This is a genomic window from Flavobacterium akiainvivens (assembly GCF_001278115.1).
Classification (GTDB): domain Bacteria; phylum Bacteroidota; class Bacteroidia; order Flavobacteriales; family Flavobacteriaceae; genus Flavobacterium; species Flavobacterium akiainvivens.
Genome location: NZ_LIYD01000005.1, coordinates 4,311,139 through 4,328,663, shown reverse-complemented (window position 1 = coordinate 4,328,663; position 17,525 = coordinate 4,311,139). Strand labels below are relative to the sequence as shown.

The 17,525-nt window shown below is 44.5% G+C and carries 21 protein-coding genes; 14 read left to right on the top strand and 7 right to left on the bottom strand.

Going from position 1 to position 17,525, the window contains the following annotated elements; all coding sequences use genetic code 11:
* Positions 1-1,434: a TolC family protein gene (locus AM279_RS19520; protein ID WP_054410429.1), complete on the top strand. Its 1,434-nt coding sequence runs from the start codon at positions 1-3 to the stop codon at positions 1,432-1,434.
* Between the two features lie 127 nt (positions 1,435-1,561).
* On the opposite strand, the gene ribH is transcribed toward AM279_RS19520, so the two are convergent.
* Both ribH and AM279_RS19510 read right to left on the bottom strand, forming a co-directional pair.
* Positions 1,562-2,050, bottom strand: a complete 489-nt coding sequence (gene ribH, locus AM279_RS19515; RefSeq protein ID WP_054409714.1) for a 6,7-dimethyl-8-ribityllumazine synthase — start codon at positions 2,048-2,050, stop codon at positions 1,562-1,564.
* Between the two features lies 1 nt (position 2,051).
* Positions 2,052-2,852: a tetratricopeptide repeat protein gene (locus tag AM279_RS19510; protein WP_054409713.1), complete on the bottom strand. Its 801-nt coding sequence runs from the start codon at positions 2,850-2,852 to the stop codon at positions 2,052-2,054.
* A gap of 141 nt (positions 2,853-2,993) precedes the next feature.
* On the opposite strand from AM279_RS19510, the gene recF reads away from it, so the two are divergent.
* The 8 genes from recF (at position 2,994) to AM279_RS19470 (ending at position 9,167) form a co-directional block, all read left to right on the top strand.
* Positions 2,994-4,073 carry a DNA replication/repair protein RecF gene (gene recF / locus AM279_RS19505; RefSeq protein WP_054409712.1) on the top strand — a complete coding sequence of 360 codons (1,080 nt, stop codon included), beginning with the start codon at positions 2,994-2,996 and terminating at the stop codon, positions 4,071-4,073.
* A gap of 33 nt (positions 4,074-4,106) precedes the next feature.
* Positions 4,107-4,340, top strand: coding sequence for an addiction module protein (locus AM279_RS19500; protein WP_054409711.1), 234 nt, complete (start codon positions 4,107-4,109; stop codon positions 4,338-4,340).
* Positions 4,337-4,624: a type II toxin-antitoxin system RelE/ParE family toxin gene (locus AM279_RS19495; RefSeq protein ID WP_054409710.1), complete on the top strand. Its 288-nt coding sequence runs from the start codon at positions 4,337-4,339 to the stop codon at positions 4,622-4,624. Before AM279_RS19500 ends, AM279_RS19495 begins: the two co-directional genes overlap by 4 nt.
* A gap of 3 nt (positions 4,625-4,627) precedes the next feature.
* Entirely contained in the window at positions 4,628-5,299 is a 672-nt protein-coding gene (locus AM279_RS19490; protein ID WP_054409709.1) for a DUF2461 domain-containing protein, read from the top strand.
* Between the two features lie 44 nt (positions 5,300-5,343).
* Positions 5,344-6,357 (top strand): UDP-N-acetylmuramate dehydrogenase, encoded by a 1,014-nt coding sequence (gene murB, locus AM279_RS19485; protein ID WP_054409708.1) that lies wholly within the window; start codon positions 5,344-5,346, stop codon positions 6,355-6,357.
* 91 nt (positions 6,358-6,448) lie between these two features.
* A complete protein-coding gene (locus tag AM279_RS19480; RefSeq protein ID WP_054409707.1) occupies positions 6,449-7,555 on the top strand; it encodes a glycosyltransferase in 1,107 nt (368 codons plus the stop codon).
* The gene (locus AM279_RS19475) at positions 7,546-8,115 is read left to right on the top strand and encodes an RNA polymerase sigma factor (RefSeq protein ID WP_054409706.1); all 570 of its coding nucleotides are present in this window, start codon (positions 7,546-7,548) and stop codon (positions 8,113-8,115) included. Before AM279_RS19480 ends, AM279_RS19475 begins: the two co-directional genes overlap by 10 nt.
* Positions 8,116-8,309: 194 nt before the next feature.
* On the top strand, positions 8,310-9,167 hold the full coding sequence (locus AM279_RS19470; RefSeq protein ID WP_054409705.1) for an energy transducer TonB: 858 nt from the start codon (positions 8,310-8,312) through the stop codon (positions 9,165-9,167).
* A gap of 33 nt (positions 9,168-9,200) precedes the next feature.
* Here AM279_RS19470 and AM279_RS19465 read toward each other — a convergent pair whose 3' ends face one another.
* The gene (locus tag AM279_RS19465) at positions 9,201-9,665 is read right to left on the bottom strand and encodes a hypothetical protein (RefSeq protein ID WP_054409704.1); all 465 of its coding nucleotides are present in this window, start codon (positions 9,663-9,665) and stop codon (positions 9,201-9,203) included.
* Positions 9,666-9,730: 65 nt separating this feature from the next.
* On the opposite strand from AM279_RS19465, the gene AM279_RS19460 reads away from it, so the two are divergent.
* Positions 9,731-10,723 (top strand): SMP-30/gluconolactonase/LRE family protein, encoded by a 993-nt coding sequence (locus tag AM279_RS19460; protein WP_054409703.1) that lies wholly within the window; start codon positions 9,731-9,733, stop codon positions 10,721-10,723.
* 112 nt (positions 10,724-10,835) lie between these two features.
* On the opposite strand, the gene AM279_RS19455 is transcribed toward AM279_RS19460, so the two are convergent.
* The 3 genes from AM279_RS19455 to AM279_RS19445 all read right to left on the bottom strand — a co-directional run bounded on the left by AM279_RS19455 (position 10,836) and on the right by AM279_RS19445 (position 13,506).
* Positions 10,836-11,669 carry an SDR family oxidoreductase gene (locus AM279_RS19455; RefSeq protein ID WP_054409702.1) on the bottom strand — a complete coding sequence of 278 codons (834 nt, stop codon included), beginning with the start codon at positions 11,667-11,669 and terminating at the stop codon, positions 10,836-10,838.
* Positions 11,670-11,693: 24 nt separating this feature from the next.
* Positions 11,694-12,530 (bottom strand): SDR family NAD(P)-dependent oxidoreductase, encoded by an 837-nt coding sequence (locus AM279_RS19450; RefSeq protein WP_054409701.1) that lies wholly within the window; start codon positions 12,528-12,530, stop codon positions 11,694-11,696.
* An 82-nt stretch (positions 12,531-12,612) separates the two neighbouring features.
* Entirely contained in the window at positions 12,613-13,506 is an 894-nt protein-coding gene (locus tag AM279_RS19445; RefSeq protein WP_054409700.1) for a helix-turn-helix domain-containing protein, read from the bottom strand.
* A gap of 635 nt (positions 13,507-14,141) precedes the next feature.
* On the opposite strand from AM279_RS19445, the gene AM279_RS19440 reads away from it, so the two are divergent.
* The 4 genes from AM279_RS19440 to AM279_RS19425 all read left to right on the top strand — a co-directional run bounded on the left by AM279_RS19440 (position 14,142) and on the right by AM279_RS19425 (position 16,675).
* Complete coding sequence (locus tag AM279_RS19440) at positions 14,142-15,212, top strand: sensor histidine kinase (RefSeq protein WP_054409699.1); 1,071 nt, start codon at positions 14,142-14,144, stop codon at positions 15,210-15,212.
* Positions 15,209-15,958 carry a LytR/AlgR family response regulator transcription factor gene (locus tag AM279_RS19435; RefSeq protein ID WP_054409698.1) on the top strand — a complete coding sequence of 250 codons (750 nt, stop codon included), beginning with the start codon at positions 15,209-15,211 and terminating at the stop codon, positions 15,956-15,958. The genes AM279_RS19440 and AM279_RS19435 overlap by 4 nt, the downstream gene beginning before the upstream one ends.
* 69 nt (positions 15,959-16,027) lie before the next feature.
* A complete protein-coding gene (locus tag AM279_RS19430; RefSeq protein WP_054409697.1) occupies positions 16,028-16,273 on the top strand; it encodes a hypothetical protein in 246 nt (81 codons plus the stop codon).
* Positions 16,274-16,675, top strand: a complete 402-nt coding sequence (locus AM279_RS19425; protein WP_054409696.1) for a type II toxin-antitoxin system VapC family toxin — start codon at positions 16,274-16,276, stop codon at positions 16,673-16,675. It abuts the gene before it with no gap.
* Here the strand turns inward: AM279_RS19425 and rluF are convergent.
* Positions 16,672-17,493: a 23S rRNA pseudouridine(2604) synthase RluF gene (gene rluF / locus AM279_RS19420; RefSeq protein WP_054409695.1), complete on the bottom strand. Its 822-nt coding sequence runs from the start codon at positions 17,491-17,493 to the stop codon at positions 16,672-16,674. The genes AM279_RS19425 and rluF overlap by 4 nt on opposite strands.
* Positions 17,494-17,525 lie beyond the last annotated feature (32 nt).

Below are 17,525 nucleotides of genomic sequence, written 5' to 3'. Positions count from 1 at the left end.
ATGGTTAAGAAGATAATATACAGCAGCTTAGTTGCCACCATGGTGGCACTAAGCTTTACAGCCTGCAAAACGCCGCAGCTGGCCGAAAGGACTGAAAACACCACTGTGCCCGCCGCTTATGCAAACGGCAGCCAGGACAGCCTGAACAGCGCTAACGTAAAGTGGAAACAGTTTTTTACTGACCAGTACCTTACCCAGCTGATTGATACCGCCCTGCAAAACAACCAGGAGCTAAACATCACCATGCAGGAAATTGAAATAAGCCGCAACGAAATCAGGGCGCGCAAAGGTGAATACCTGCCGTTTATTGGCCTTAAGGCCGGTGGCGGTGTAGACAAGGTATCCCGCAATACGCCTGCCGGTGCGCTTGAGCACAATATTGATATTGTTCCCGGTAAAGAAAACCCTGAGCCGCTTGGCGATTTTACCATAGGCGCTTATGCCACCTGGGAGATAGACATCTGGAACAAGCTGCACAATGCCAAAAAGGCTGCCGTAAGCCGCTACCTGAGCACTGTAGAAGGCCGTAACTTTATGGTTACCAACCTTATTTCAGAAATTGCAGGGTCTTATTATGAGCTGCTTGCGCTGGACAGCCAGCTGCAGATTGTAAAGCAAAACATCGACATTCAAAACAATGCGCTACAAATAGTTAAGCTGCAAAAAGAGTCAGCCCGTGTAACAGAGCTTGCCGTTAAGCGTTTTGAGGCACAGGTGTTAAACACCAAGAGCCTGCAATACAACATAGAACAGCAAATTGTAGAAACAGAGAACAGGATAAACTTCCTGGTGGGCCGTTTCCCGCAGCATGTGGAAAGAAGTGCACAGCCGTTTACAGAGCTGGTACCACAGGCCGTTAATGCCGGTTTACCGTCTCAGCTACTGGCTAACCGCCCTGATATTAAACAGGCCGAGCTTGACCTTGCTGCCTCTAAGCTTGATGTAAAAGTGGCACGTGCCCGTTTTTACCCGCAACTGGGTATCTCGGCAGGCATAGGCTACCAGGCCTTTGATGCCTCTTACCTTGTTAAGCCGCATTCGCTGCTGTACTCACTTGCGGGCGACCTTATGGCACCGCTTATTAACCGTAATGCAATCAAGGCTACATATTACAGTGCCAATGCCAAACAAATACAGGCGGTATATAACTATGAGCGCAGCATTTTGAACGGATATATTGAAGTGGCCAACCAGCTGTCTAACATAAGCAACCTGCAAAAAAGTTTTGAGTTTAAAGCCCAGGAGGTTGATGCACTAACGCAGTCGGTTAACATATCTAACGACCTCTTTACCTCAGCCCGCGCCGACTATATGGAGGTGCTGATGACCCAGCGCGATGCCCTGGAAAGCAGGTTTGACCTTATAGAAACTAAAATGCAGCAAATGCACGCACTGGTTAACGTATACCGTGCACTGGGCGGCGGCTGGAATTAAAACCTAAGCACCTAACTACACCTTGAAGGCCCCTGTACTTTTGTGCAGGGGTTTTCTTTTACCCGGCAAACAGGTACAAAAAAGTCCCGCCTTTCAGCGGGACTTATATATTTCGGTAATCTGTAAATTAAGCTTTACTGCGCAAATCGGCCATGCGTATGGCTACAATAGCGGCCTCAGTACCTTTATTGCCGTGTTTGCCACCGCTGCGGTCTATAGCCTGCTGCATGTTGTTATCGGTCAGTACGCAAAAAATAACCGGCACATCGGTTTGCACGTTCAGGTCTTTTATGCCCTGCGATACGGCTTCGCATACAAAGTCAAAGTGCTTGGTTTCGCCCTGTATTACACTGCCTATTACAATAACAGTATCTACGTTTTGGGTTTCAATCATTTTCTTGGCGCCATATATCAGCTCAAAGCTGCCGGGCACATTCCAGGTAACAATGTTTTCCTGTGGCACCTCATTATCAATAAGTGCCTCCACAGCGCCGTTATACAGGCCTGTGGTTATGTTCTCGTTCCACTCAGAAACAACAATCCCAAACCGAAAATCTTTCGCGTTTGGGATTGTGTTTTTATCGTAAGCAGATAAATTTTTATTTTCTGTTGCCATCTTATTTTTCAAGCCTTGCTATGTAAGCATCTGCAAGAGATGCCTCCGGCGAAGCGCTGTATTTTTCTTTAATTTCTTTAAAGTACTTAAGGGCATCTTCATTCTTGTTAAGATAAAGTGCAAGCTTGGCAGCCTTGTTTAGCCAGTATGGTGCAATAGCATCATTAGTAGTGGCTTTGGCTGCATCAGCATAAAGCGAAAGGCCTTTTTCCTGGTAGTCTTTAGTGTTTAGCTGCACATAAGCATCGCCTGTAAGGCCGGTAGCCTGTGCTTTAAGTACCTCATCATTCGTTTTAAATTGCTCAAGGTGCTCTACAGCCTCTTTATACTTACCGGTGTTAAGAAAAGCCACACCGGCATCATAATGGGCAAGGTTAGCGGCATTAGTACCACCATGCTGCTCAATTATGCCAAGAAGGCCCAGTTTACCCTCGCCACCATTAAGGGCAAGCTTAAACAGAGAGTCGTTAGCAGCCGGGGCGCTAAGTGCATCCTGGAAATATTTTTCAGCCTGGAACATATCGTTAGCAGCCTCTTCTTCTTTAGGGCTTTCTACAAGCTTGTCATATGCAAGATAACCTACAGCCACAAGTGCAATGGCAATCACTACACCAAAAATGGCTTTCTGGTTTTTGGCTACCCATTCTTCGGTTTTGTTAGCACCTTCGTCAAGCTTGTTAAATACTTCAGCGGTTGTACTGTTGCTGTCGTCAATTATTGCATCTTCAACAGGCTGTTCTACAACTACTTTTTCTTCTTCAGGCTTTGGCGCCTTAAAACCTCTTTTATTATACGTTGCCATTTATTTTATTTTAGTGAGCGCAAAAATATAATTTTTATTGAATATTAAAACAGCTTTTCCCGATATTTTTTGATAATTTGCGGGTTCTTTATAAAACCCCTGCCCTTTACGGAGGGTTTTCATACTCAGAGCTTTTAGCAAATGCACCTAAAGAATTTATCACTCATTAACTACAAAAACATTGCAGAAGCCTCATACGATTTCGACGAGAAGATAAACTGCTTTGTGGGCCGCAACGGTGTGGGCAAGACTAATGTGCTCGATGCCATATACCACCTGGCTTATGGCCGCAGCTATTTTAACCCCCTGGCGGTGCAAAACATTCGTCACGGCGAGGAGTTTTTTGTTATTGAGGGCAATTTTGAAAAACAAGGCCGTAACGAGCTGGTTGTGTGCAGCCTTAAGAAAGGCCAGAAAAAAGCCCTTAAACGCAACGGCAAGGTGTACGACCGCTTTAGCGAGCACATTGGCCTCATTCCGCTGGTTATCATTTCCCCCAGCGATGCCGACCTGATTACCGAGGGCAGCGAAACCCGACGCAAGTTCCTCGATGCAGTTATATCGCAGCTGGACACCGCCTATCTGCAACAGCTTATTGATTACCAAAAGGTGCTTAGCCAGCGCAATGCCCTGCTAAAGTATTTTGCGCTCAACCATACGTTTGACCGCGACACCTTATATATATACAACGAGCAGCTCGATGCACTGGGGCAGCGCATTTTTGAAAAGCGCAAAGCCTTTCTTGATGATTTTGTGCCCATCTTCAACAAGCACCACCAGGCCATTACTGATTCGGCCGAGGAAGTAACGTTGGCCTATGACAGCCACCTGCACACCAAACCCCTTACCCAGCTTTTAGAAGAACACCTGCAGCGCGACCGTGTGCTACAATATACCAGCGTGGGCATCCATAAAGACGACCTGCTGTTTGAAATAAGCGGCCACCCCATAAAGAAATTCGGCAGCCAGGGCCAGCAAAAGAGTTACCTTATTGCCCTGAAGCTCGCCCAGTTCGAGTTCATGAAAAAACAGGGCGGAGTACTCCCGATCCTTTTATTTGACGATGTGTTTGACAAACTCGACGAAACCCGCGTGCAAAAAATTGTACAAATGATAGATGGCGAGGTCTTCGGGCAGATATTCATTAGCGATACCCACCCCGACCGTACCGAGGCCATTGTGAAGGAAACCCACCAGAGCTACAGGATGTTTGGTATGTAATAATTTTGTAACTTCGTAAAAACACTTTTCAAGATGAATTTGCAATATATATTAGATGGTAAGGGAGAAACAACAGGTGTTTTTATCCCCATTCAGGAATGGCTTTCTTTAAAAAAGAAGCTTAAAAATATTGATACAGATACTGATATTCCTGAATGGCATAAAGAAGAATTGGACAGGAGGCTTGAGGCTATAAAAAATGGAGATGAAGAGTTCCAGGATTATAATGAAGCACTCGACGATTTACTTAAAGAACTGGAGGAGTGAAATTAACTGTATCCCTAAGAGCCAAAAAAGATATTCGCCAAGCCTTAAAATGGTATGAAGACAAACAAAAAGGTTTAGGCCGTCGTTTTGTTGATACCATACGTCAGGAATTTGATTTCATAAAAAATAATCCTGATTCTTATCAAATAAGATATAAAAATGTTCATACCGCCGTGGTATCTGTTTTTCCTTATCTGATTCACTACGCCCTTGACCTTAATAAAAATCAAATAACAATACTTGCTGTAATACACACATCACTTAATCCCCAAAAGTGGAAGTAACACATGATAACAAAAGACACCCTTCAGTTTCTCGAAGACCTTAAGAATAACAACTACCGCGACTGGTTCCAGGCTAACCAGGACCGCTATGAAGACTATAAAAAAGACTACCGCGATACCGTTGATGCGTTTCTTGATGTAATGAAGCCGCTAGACGAAACCCTTGAACCGCTTGAGTTTAAAGACTGTTCCTATCGCATAAACCGCGACATCCGTTTTAGTAAAGACAAAACGCCTTACAAAACCCACATGGGCATCTGGATGTGCGAGGGTAAAAAGAACACCAACCTTGCCGGATATTACGTGCACATAGAGCCCGATAGCGGTTTTGCCGGCGGTGGCCTTTACATGCCCGAAGCAAGCGAACTTAAAAAAGTACGCCGCGAGATTGACGGTTTTTATGATGAGCTGGAAGACATACTTAATGCGCCTGACTTTAAAAAAGTATACGGCAGACTTGATACTGATGAGGGCATGGTGCTTAAATCTGCCCCAAAGGATTTTGATAAAAACCACCCGGCTATTGAGCTGCTCAAATTCAAGACCTTCCTGGCTACAGCCAAACTAAGCAAGAAAGACCTGCTTAGCAAAACTTTTGTTCAGGACACAGCCGAAAAGCTTATTGTGCTAAAACCGCTTGTAGAGTTTTTAAACCGTGCCTTAGCTACAGAATAACAGTAAAGCTGTACTTTTGCACCTAACCCAACGTAACTATCCTGATGGAAATTCATAAAAACCAACAACTTAAAGCATACAATACCTTTGGCATTAGTGCCCTTGCAAAAGAATACATATCTGTTACCACAATTGAAGAGCTTGCCGAAGCACTTCGTGAAAACGCCGGTAAAAAACTATTTATACTGGGCGGCGGCAGCAATATGCTGCTTACGCAGGATGTAGACGCACTGGTTATACACGTTAACCTTACAGGGATTGAAGTGGTGTGGCAGGACGATGCCAAAGTGCACGTTAAGGCTATGGCCGGTGAAGTATGGCACAACTTTGTGCAACACTGCATTGGCCAAAACTACGGCGGTATAGAAAACCTGTCGCTTATTCCCGGCAAGGTAGGCACTGCACCCATACAAAACATTGGCGCTTATGGCACCGAGATTAAAGATGTTATGGTAAGCTGCGAAGCCATGGAAATTGCCACCCAAACCGTGCGCACCTTTACCAATGCTGAGTGTGAGTTTGGCTACCGCGAAAGCGTCTTTAAAAATGAGCTAAAGGGCCGGTACATTATAACTTCGGTAACATTTGGGCTTACCAAAACCAACCATAAAATAAACACCTCTTATGGCGATATTGCCGCCGAACTCACCAAAAACGGCATCAGCGTACCTACCATTAAAGATGTAGGCCTGGCCATAAGCACCATTCGCGAAAGCAAGCTTCCAAATCCTCAAGAGCTGGGCAACAGCGGCAGCTTCTTTAAAAACCCGGTTATTACCATAGAGCAGTTTGAAAAGCTGTACTTGTTGCACCCGCAAATGCCGCACTACACGCTCGATGACACCTACATAAAAGTACCCGCCGGATGGCTTATTGAACAATGCGGCTTTAAAGGCAAACGTTTTGGCGATGCTGGCGTACACGAAAAACAGGCACTGGTATTGGTAAACTACGGTAATGCCACAGGCCAGGATATACTTGACCTTGCCAAAAATGTACAAAAGGCTGTTTTAGAAAACTTTGGCATTGCCATAGAAGCCGAAGTAAACGTAGTGTAAAAACTGCTGACTGTAGTTGTAAACTGCCTCCTGCTATCTGCCCACTGCGTACTTTTTTTAATTACTTTTGCAAAAAATTTGAAACGCCTATATGCTGAACATTATTTTTTATGTTTTTGCCGCAATTACCGCACTACACCTGGCCTGGTACCTGGGCATATTGGGCAAATTTGCCTTCATAAAGCCGCAGGCCATAACGGCTAAAAAAATACCCGTATCGGTTATTGTAAGCGTTAAGAATAATATAGACGAGGTAAACAGGCTTATACCTGCGCTTGTAGCACAGGAGTATCCCGACTTTGAAATAGTATTGGTAGACAACGCATCTCAGGATGAAACCATAGATGTTTTAGAGGCTTTTGAAAAGCAGTACCACAACGTTAAGCTGGTTAAGGTAGAAAATAACGAAGCCTTTTGGGCCAATAAAAAGTATGCCCTGACATTGGGCATTAAGGCCGCCAGCAAAGACTACCTTTTGTTTATAGACGTGCACTGTATGCCTGCATCTAACCAATGGATCGCCAGCATGGTTAGCCAGTTTACCCTGAGTAAAACCATAGTATTGGGCTACAGCGCACTGCAAAAAAAGAAAAACTCGCTGCTTAACAAACTTATCCGTTTTGATGGTATGCTGGCCGCCACAAGCTATTTTGCATGGGCTAAGGCAGGCAGCCCCTACACGGGTAACGGCCGTAACCTTGCCTATAAAAAAGACGAATGGTTTAAGCACAACGGCTACATTAAGCACATTAAAATACGCCTGGGCGAAGATGCCCTGTTTATTAACGAGGCAGCCCACAAAAAGAATACTGCCATTTGCTACACGCCCGAAAGCATTACCACCCGCGAAAGCAATAAAACCTACAAAGAGTTTATTCGCGATAAGCGCAAAAGGCTGTATACCACACGTTATTTTAAATCGTTTGACAGGCTACAGCTTAAAGCATTCTTTATACTGCAACTGCTGTTCTTTGGCTTTGCCATAGCGCTTGCCATATTACAATATAACTGGATGTTTTTAGTACCGGTAGTAGTATTACGTTATATTATTACCTGGACAACGCTTGCGCAGAGTGCCAGGCGCCTTAACGAAAAAGATACCGTATACTGGTACCCTTTTATAGAAATAATGCTTATCTTCACACAACTGTATGCCTTTACGGCAAACCTGTTTAAGAAACCCGTGCATTGGAGATAAATTCCACCATAATACAGCAGAATATTGAAAAGGCAAAAACAGGCGACCAGGTAGCCTTTACGTTTTTGCTGGATTTCTTTTGGAATGAGGTTTACGGCTTTATGCTGAAACGCACCCAAAATGAAACCGATGCCGAAGATATAGCCATTGAAACCTTCTCTAAGGCCTTTGACCGCATTAGCACTTACAATCCGGAATATGCCTTTAATACATGGCTTATAGCCATTGCCAAGAACGTGCATATAGACCTGTTGCGCAAAAAACGTACATCGTTGTTTCTGGATATTGATATTTCTGATGAAGAAGAGCGTAGGGCCTACAATGTGGCTGATTCCTCGCCTTCTGCAGAGGATAAGCTTATCCGCGAACAAAACCTGTCGAGCCTTTTAACGTGTATCAAGCAGCTTAAACCGCAATATCAGGAAGTATTGCAGCTGCGTTATTTTCAGGAGTTGAGCTACCAGGAAATAGCCAATCAGCTTGAAGAACCCCTTAACAACATCAAGGTTAAAATATTGCGTGCAAAAAAACTTTTACTTGAAGTTTTAAAGAAAAAGTAGTTTTCAAGTCTCCCCTGCCCTTTTCATTACTTTTTTAGAAGTGTTTACTCAAAATTACTTCAAAATATCCACAAACATAACCAACTGACTGTAAAGGCATCAGGAGAAATATTTTAGATTTTGGCATACTATGTGCATATACTATATCGTTATAGATATATAAGTAATTTACTAACTCTAAAAAATCTCCAATTATGTCAAAAAACAGTGTTTTCAATTCAGAATGGATTGACCTTGTATTTGAAGGCCGTAACAAAGAATACGGTGCTTACAAACTTAGAAAAGACGATTCTAAAACCACTATGATTGCCCTGTTTTCGGGTATTGTGCTGCTGGGTGCCGCTGTAGGGATACCGTATACGGTAAACCTTTTTAGTGATACAGCCGGCCTGCCCAAAGAAGAGCCTAAAGTGCTTATTACTCCGGTAGATATTGACGAAATTTACAAAATGCCGGAAGAAACCAAGCCTGAGCCTAAGCCCGAACCTGAAACACCAAAGCCACAGCCTGAAGCAGCTGCCCCTGCGCCTTCTGCAGTACCTACAGTTGCACTACAGCCCCTTGTGGCTACGTCAAATCCGGTTACGGTAGACATTCCGGATATGGATGCGCTTAAAAATGCCATACCTGCCGCTACCACCAATCCCGGTACCGAAGGCGGCAATATAATGGGCACCACAGCGGGTGTACCCGGCGGCACAGGCGATGAACCTACTACAACCGACGGAACAGGTACTTCTAACATAGTATACGCGCCGGATGAAAAGCCTGATTTTCCGGGTGGTATAGGCAAATTCCGCCAGCAGATTGCCGACCGCTTTAAAGCGCCTGAAATGCAGAGCGAAAGCATGATTAAGGTAACTGTAAGTTTTGTGGTAGAAAAAGACGGCTCTATAAGCAATATTAAACTGCTTAAAGATCCGGGACACGGTGCAGGTAAAGAAGCCTTAAGGGTGCTTAACAGCATAAAAACCAAGTGGAAACCCGGCAAAGTAAAAGGCCAGCCGGTTCGCACGGTATATCAGTTACCCATAGTAATCAAGGTAAACTAAATAGCAAAAGCCCCTTTCGGGGCTTTTTTATTGTTATTCAAAAACCACAGGCAGAGTGGTTTTGGGTATTTTAATTACATGAAACGGCTGGCAGTGTACCGATGTTACATTGCCTTCTTCTACCGATGCATGGTCTATGCCAACATTTATCTCGCCACCATTATCAATAACCGAAGTAATCTGGACACTATAGCCTCCGTTACCCCACCACTGGTCTATAACAGCTAATGCAGTATACTGCTCAAAATCAACAGCAACACCTTCAAACACGTCATAACCGGCAATACCGTAGGCACTATTGGCAACTGATTTAAAGGCGTTCCATTCCTGGGAAGTATTAATAACAAAATTGGCGGCATCTAATGGTTCGCCGGATAAGGCTCCCTGCTGTACCGCAGTAAATTCAACAGTTACGGGTTCGGTTAAAACCGTTCCTTCATCATCCTGGCAACTTGTAAGAGCTGCAAAAAACAGGGCAAACATTGTAATTTTTTTCATAGCTTTAAATTTTTACACTAATGTAATCAAAAATCTTACAAATTTCATAACACCCTCAATTTCAAATGAAAATAAGTATAAAATATGTCGGCATGCTGGTTCTTATTTCTATTTTTGGACAGGCACAGCAGGTATATCCTACCATTGGGAAAACCGATATTTATAATACGAAATTTAACGATATCATTCCCCATGATGCCAAAATAGAAGTAATAGCTACAGGCCTTAAATGGGCTGAGGGCCCGGTGTGGGTTAAAAACGGCAACTACCTGCTGTTTAGCGATGCACCCCAAAACACTATTTTCAGGTGGGATGAAAAAGGCGGCCTGCAACCGTTCCTTAAACCATCGGGCTATACAGGACTGGGGCAATATAGCGATGAACCCGGCAGTAACGGGGTGATAATAAACAACAAAGGCAACCTTGTAGCCTGCGAGCACGGCGACCGCCGCATTAGTGAGTTACCCCTTAACGGGAAAAGCGGCAAAATTACCCTGGCCGATACCTGGCAGGGAAAGCGGTTCAGTTCGCCCAATGATATTTGCCAAAGCACTAACGGTACCTATTATTTTACCGACCCACCCTATGGGCTGCCCGGACGCGAAACCGATACCGAAAACCGTGAGATTAAAGAAAATGGGGTGTATAGTATTGACCCACAAGGCAATGTGAAACAAATAATAGCCAACCTCAACCGCCCTAACGGTATTGCCCTTTCGGCAGATGAGAAGGTATTATATGTGGCACAGAGTGACGGGCAAAACCCGCAGATTATGCAATATCCTATAAAAGAAGATGGTACAGTGGGTGCAGGCAGCGTGTTTTTTGATTTCTCCAAATACGAAAAACAACTGGGCAAAACCGGGGCAGATGGTATTAAAGTCGATGCGCATGGCAATATGTATGCCGCTGCCGCACAAGGCATTGTGGTGATTTCATCTACAGGCGAGTTGCTGGGCAGGCTACATACAGGCGTACCCACGGCCAACTGTAATTTTGGCGACGGCTACCTCTACATTACCGCCCACCACTACATTTGCCGGGTAAAACTAAAATAAAAACAGGCTGCCTGTCATTCCGAACGAAGCGCAGCGAAGTTGAGGAATCTCAAGAGATTTCTCCTGCGTCGAAATGACAAACAGCCTGTAAATCAATTAAAATGCTTACAAATTAAAAATTTGTAGACGTGCTTGAAGCCCTGAATGCTTCAATTTCCGCCTGTACCGAAGCTATTTTCTGCTCGGCCATACCTACTGCATCAGGCCCAAGGAAGTAGTAAACCGGCGGGTTTTGTACCTCAGCAAGCTTAATCATTTCCGCCACGCCTTTTACAGGGTCGCCCGGCTGGTTGTTGTTAATCTGCTGTTTATGAAGCGCCTGCGACTCACGTGCAGAAGCATAGGCTTCAATCTGGTTTTTAGGCAGCGCAAGCGATTCATCGGTAAGGAATGAAGTCCTGAAATAGCCCGGAAGCACCAGCGTTACATTGATATTGAACGGTTTAGCCTCAACAGCAAGGGCTTCAGTAAGGCCCGATACTGCAAATTTTGTGGCGCAGTAAATACCAAAACCTGCAAAACCACCTGTATATCCGCCAATTGACGAGATATTAAAGATGTGGCCGCTTTTCTGCTCGCGAAGGTGCGGCATTACGGCACGGATAACATTTAGCGAACCAAATACATTCACATCAAAGTTGTTACGGGCCTCAGCATCAGTAAGTTCTTCCACAGCGCCAAACAAACCGAAACCGGCATTGTTTACTACTACATCTATCCTGCCAAAACGGCTTATAGTTTGGGCAACTGCTGCGCCAACACTCTGTTCATCAGTAAGGTTAACTTCAAGCGGAAGCAGGTTTTCATGCGCTCCTGCGGCATCGGTAAGGCCTTTAAGCGTGCGCGATGTAGCTGCAACATTGTGGCCCTGAGCCAATAATTGGGTAATAAATTCCAGTCCGAAGCCTTTAGAGGCACCGGTAATAAACCATGTTTTAGTGTCCATAATTAAATAATAAGTGATTGATAATTAATAATCTGTAGAAATAGTAAGGTCTTCTAGTGACGTGATTTCAGCGCTAATGGCTTCAATCTTGGCGGTAGCACGGCGATAAGCATCGCTACCCAAAAACAGGTGCAGCGGCGGGTTATCGCTAAGGCCGGCATCTATCATAATGGCAGCAGCCTTTTCAGGGTCGCCGGCCTGCTTGCCGTCAAGGGCTATAGTCTTTGAATTTGAAGCCCTTACGTCTTCATATTCGGATATAGGCGTGGCAGGCAGCACAATAGATTCATCGGTAAGGAAACTGGTACGGAAAGCCCCCGGCGCCACCACTGTAGCCTTGATTCCGAACGACTTAACGTCATCTGCCAGCACCTCGGTAAGCCCAAATAAGGCAAATTTAGTACCTGCATAAGCACTCCAGCCTGTTCCGGCGGCATAACCGGCAATAGATGAAATGTTGATAATGTGTCCGTTACGTTGCTGCCTCATGTGTGGGAGTGTATGCCTTATGGTATTTATTGTGCCAAACACATTTACGTCAAACGCTGCACGCACCTCATTATCAGTCAGTTCCTCAAGGCTGCCGCCAATACCGTAGCCTGCATTGTTAATCAGTACATCTATACTGCCAAAAGTGGTAACGGTTTGGTTTACAGCTGCTTTAACCGAAGTATCATCGGCCAGGTTTACGGCAAGCGGCAGGAAGTTATTGCTACTATACCCCACATTGTCAATAAGTTGCTGAAGGTTTCGCGAAGTTGCGGCCACCTTCTGGCCTTTTTCAAGAAGTTGTTTTACCAGCGAAAGCCCAAGGCCTTTTGAAGCGCCTGTAACAAACCATGTTTTAACCTGATTGTCCATAACTTTGTTTAATTTGATAGCACAAAGTTAACTCACTGATAATCAGGTTAAAATACAAAATTCAAACCAATAATTGCAAAAATCAAACAACCCTGTATTTACCGGGTGTTACGGTCGTTTGCTTTTTAAAGAAGTTGGTAAAATGCGCAGCTTCCTCAAAACCAAGGCTATCGCTAATTTCGGCAATATTCCAGTCGGTATGCTTAAGGAGTGCTTTAGCCTCAGCCACAAGGCGTTCGCTAATGTGAGCCGTGGTGGTCTTACCGGTACTGGCCTTAACAGCGCGGTTAAGGTGGTTTACGTGTACCGAAAGGTTATCGGCAAAATCAGCCGCCGAACGCAACGCCAGCTTCTGCACCGGTGTTTCTATGGGGAATTGCCTGTCCAGCAGCTCTTTAAACACCGCTGTAATGCGAGAATTGGCATCAGGGTGGCTGTACAGGTTAGCCTGTGGTTCGGTTTTTAACGCTAAGTGAATCAGCTCATTAAGATAGCTATGTAGCAGGTCGTACTTAAAAGCATAATCGCTGTTTATCTCGCCCAGCATCTTTTCAAACACGGTGGCAATGGCAGCCTCCTGCTCATTATCAAGCACATAAGACGGCTTACCGCCAATAGAAAACATGGGCAGCTCAGTAAGTATGGTACGCGACTTCTCTGAGTAGAATGCCGGTGTAAAAATACAGAAGTACCCGGTAGTGTCATCATCCAGGTTTTCCCACGTGTAGGGCACCTGCGGGTTAAAGAACACCAGCGCAGTACCGTTCACTTCCAGGCTTTTATCGGCATAATGGTAACGGTTGCGGCCACGTATAAACGTAATCTTGTAGTAATCACGGCGTGCATAGCGCACCGGGCGGTCGTGCAGGCAGTCTTCCAGGCGAAACACATTAAAGTGCCCCACGGCGCTGTTTATGTTATCAGGCACCTTTTGGGCTTTCAACTCGTAAAATGATTCCAGGCTCTCGGTTTCCATAGTTACCATAAAATTGCAAATTTCAAACAAAGGTACGCAATTATTTTTTACGGTTCAAATACCGTATTTTCTTACAATCACACCCCGAAAAGTGCTTAATTTTTCACTTTTGGAGTTCAATATTCAGTCGAAAGTCAAAGGTCATAAAGCCATAAAAAGGGAAGTCAAAAACATAAATGAGTTTCCCGGTTTTATTAATTTTGATCTTCGACATTCAATCACCCTCTTCGAAAAAAAATTCACGATATATCGTGAATTTTGTCGTAAACCAAAAATAAGAGACATTAATCCCTATTATTAGTTTTTCGACCTTCAACTTTCGACTTTCGACCTTCGACTAAATCGCCGTTCATCATTTCAAATCCACCGTTCGTCATATTTTTATATTTCCATACATAAAGAACAGGTACTTTTGGACTACTAATTAACCACTAAAAATCCTTAAGCCATGATTTCAATCTTTGTACACATCATCAAAGCATTTATAGATACCGTTATCAGCCTGTTTGCATAACCGGTAGCACCCCATAACCCCGTTCAGTCATCAGTCAAACCGAAACAGTTACTGCAAAAAGGTTATATTTGAGTTAGTTTGCCGGGCTGCTTCATCAACTGCCCGGCTTTTTTTATAGATTATGAAGCTACTATCAAGCCCAAAATACCACATAATTAGCCTAATAGGCTTTAACCTGTATGTGCTGTGCACCCTCTCTTTAGAAAAACTGAGCTACTACCTCCGTTTTTTAGACGAAGTACACAGGGGGCCGGCACAGGCCTACTACCTTTTTGAAGGGCTTATTTGCGGCACACTGGCCTATGTGCTTTCTAACCTTTTACTGCTATATGTAGAAAACTATGTAAACTTTGGCACCATCCGCAAAAAAAGCACCCTGTGGCTTGGCCTTGTGTTTTTTAATGTGGTTATTATTTACTTTATAGCCCTGTGGCCCATGCTTGAGGTGGTATACCTGCACTACATGGGCAAAGAAGTTGCCATACCTTTTGATACACGTTTAACCAACCTGCCTTATTTTGCCACCATTTTTGCTATATGGCTGTTTATTATCATTGCTATTAAGGTGTACCAATACATCAACCAGGTAAAGCTAAACCAGCTTCAAATGGAAACCACCCTGCGCGAAAGCCAGCTCAACACCCTTAAAGGGCAAATAAACCCGCACTTTATGTTCAACAGCCTCAACAACATACGGGGGCTGATACTGGAAGACCCTGCCCGATCGCGCGATATGATTACCCGCCTTAGCGAAATGCTGCGCTACAGCCTGACAAAAAACGGCGTAAACACCATTCCGCTTAAGGAAGAGTTGCAAACGGTAGACAACTACATAGAAATAAGCAAAATACAGTTTGAAGGCCGCCTGCAGTTTAACATAAGCGTAGCGCCCGAAACGCTTAACATAGCCATACCGCCCATGATTGTGCAAATGCTGGTAGAAAACGCCTCTAAGCACGGTATAGGCAAGCTTAAGGAAGGCGGCAGCATAAACCTGTCATCGCAAATAGAAGACGGCAAACTGATTATAATAGTAGCCAACAGCGGCCACCTTAATTTTGAAGAAGGCAGCACCCGCTTGGGGCTTGAGAACATAAAAAAACGCCTGTACCTTATATTTGGCGACAGCGCCACCTTTAGCCTTACTGAAAACGGTAACTTTGTTGAAGCCAAAATCTGCATACCGCTATGACCATCAAGACCATAATAGTAGAAGACTCGCGCCTGGCCCGCAATGAGCTTAAGGAGCTGATAAAGCACCACCCCGAGCTGGAAGTTATAGGCGAGGCAGAGAACGTAGATGATGCCTACGAGCTCATTACAAGCCTTCAGCCGCATTTAATTTTCCTGGACATAAACATGCCCGGCAAAGATGGTTTTGACCTGCTGGAGATGCTGGATGACGTTCCCATAACAGTCTTTACTACCGCGTTTGATGAGTATGCCATAAAATCGTTTGAATATAATGCACTTGATTACCTGCTAAAGCCTATTAGCGATAAGCGTTTTGCCGATGCCGTAGAAAAGGTAAAGGCTAAACTGGCCGCCCCTGCCGCAACAGGGCTGCAGGATCCGGACGCGTCACCACAGGCATCAGGCCTGCTTACCGAAAACAGCCAGATTTTTATTAAGGATGGCGAAAAGTGCTGGCTGGTAAAGCTAAGCGAGGTACAGCTGTTTGAAATTGTAGGCAACTATACCCGCGTGTATTTTGCCGATAACAAACCCCTTATTTACAAATCGCTCAACCAGGTTGAAGAGCGCCTGCCGCAGCACCTTTTTTTCCGTGCCAACCGCCAGCAGGTTATCAACCTGCAATTCATAAAAAACGTAGACAACTGGTTTAACGGCAAGCTGCGCGCCATTATGAATAACGGCACCGAGGTAGAAATAAGCCGCAGGCAATCGGCCCTGTTCAAAGAAATGCTGAGCTTGTAGCGCAGAGTAGCTAAGTGGCAGAGTTGAAAGTCTGAATAAATTCATTATCTTTGGCTTAAATGCAATATTATGGCTACCATATCATTAAATAACTCTTCACTAAAAAAATACCTGGATTTACTGCGTAGTTTCGACCTTAAATCGAGGAAGAAGATACTGGAAGGCCTTAACGAATCTGTAGCGCAGGATAAAGCACCTAAGCCAAATGATATTGAATCAATGTTTGGTGCTTGGGAAGACAACAGGGATTCTGACGAAATTATCAGCGATATAAAAAATACCCGTGTTAACAGCCGTGATATTGATAACTTCTAAATGAAATACCTTTTAGACACCAATATTTGTGTGCATTTTTTCAGGGGTAAATTTACCCTCGATAAAAAGTTTACGGAAGTAGGATTTCACAACTGCGCTATATCTGAAATAACGTTGGCCGAGCTTATTTACGGTGCCGAACACAGCAATAATCCTGAGAAAAACCTACAACTTATAGAAGCTTTCACTCAAAGGCTTACCATCATCCCGATAATAGACTGTATTTATCTTTATGCCAAAGAAAAATCGAGACTGAGAAAATCAGGACAGCTTATTAGCGATTTTGACCTGCTGATTGGAGCTACTGCCATATCTTCAAACCTGATAATGGTAACTGAAAACATTGCTGAATTCGAAAGGCTTCAGGATATAATAATCGAAAACTGGGTTGTGAGAACCTAACCCCTCCTCCTAAACCCCGGCCTCTTATCATCGCGCGGCGCAGGCCTGTTCCCCCTTGGAGGGTTAGATGGCTTTTGCTCAGGCTTTGGCAAACTCGCCTCTTCCGTTTTGCTGCTGGGTTCAATCAGTGTATTCAGTTTCTTAATCTCGGTAGCGGTAAGCTCGCGGTAGCGGCCTACGGGCACATCAAGCGATATATTAATGATACGGATGCGCTTTAGTCCCGTAACCTCATAGCCCAGGTATTCGCACATACGGCGAATCTGGCGGTTAAGCCCCTGCGTAAGTATAATCCTGAAGATGTACTTGCTTACCTGCTCTACCTTACATTTGCGGGTAATGGTATCCAAGATAGGCACACCGTTGCCCATACGCTGTATAAAACGGTCGGTAATGGGTTTGTTTACCGTTACAATATATTCTTTTTCGTGGTTGTTGCGCGCGCGGAGTATCTTATTTACAATATCGCCGTCATCGGTCATAAAAATAAGCCCTTCACTGGCCTTGTCCAGCCTGCCAATAGGGAAAATGCGCTTGGGGTAATTAATAAAGTCAACAATATTATGCTTAACATCCTGGTTGGTAGTACACTCTATGCCCACCGGCTTGTTAAACGCCAGGTAGGTGTGTTTACCGCGCTTTTCGGTAATCAATTTGCCGTCTACACGCACCTCATCATCAGGGCTTACCTTGGTCCCCATTTCGGGTACAATGCCGTTAAGGGTTACCCTGCCTTCTTCAATCAGCTTGTCGGCCTCACGGCGCGAACAATACCCGGTTTCTGCAATAAACTTGTTGAGGCGCTTCAATTCTTCCATGGGGCAAAGGTAAACAAATCATGCCATATAAC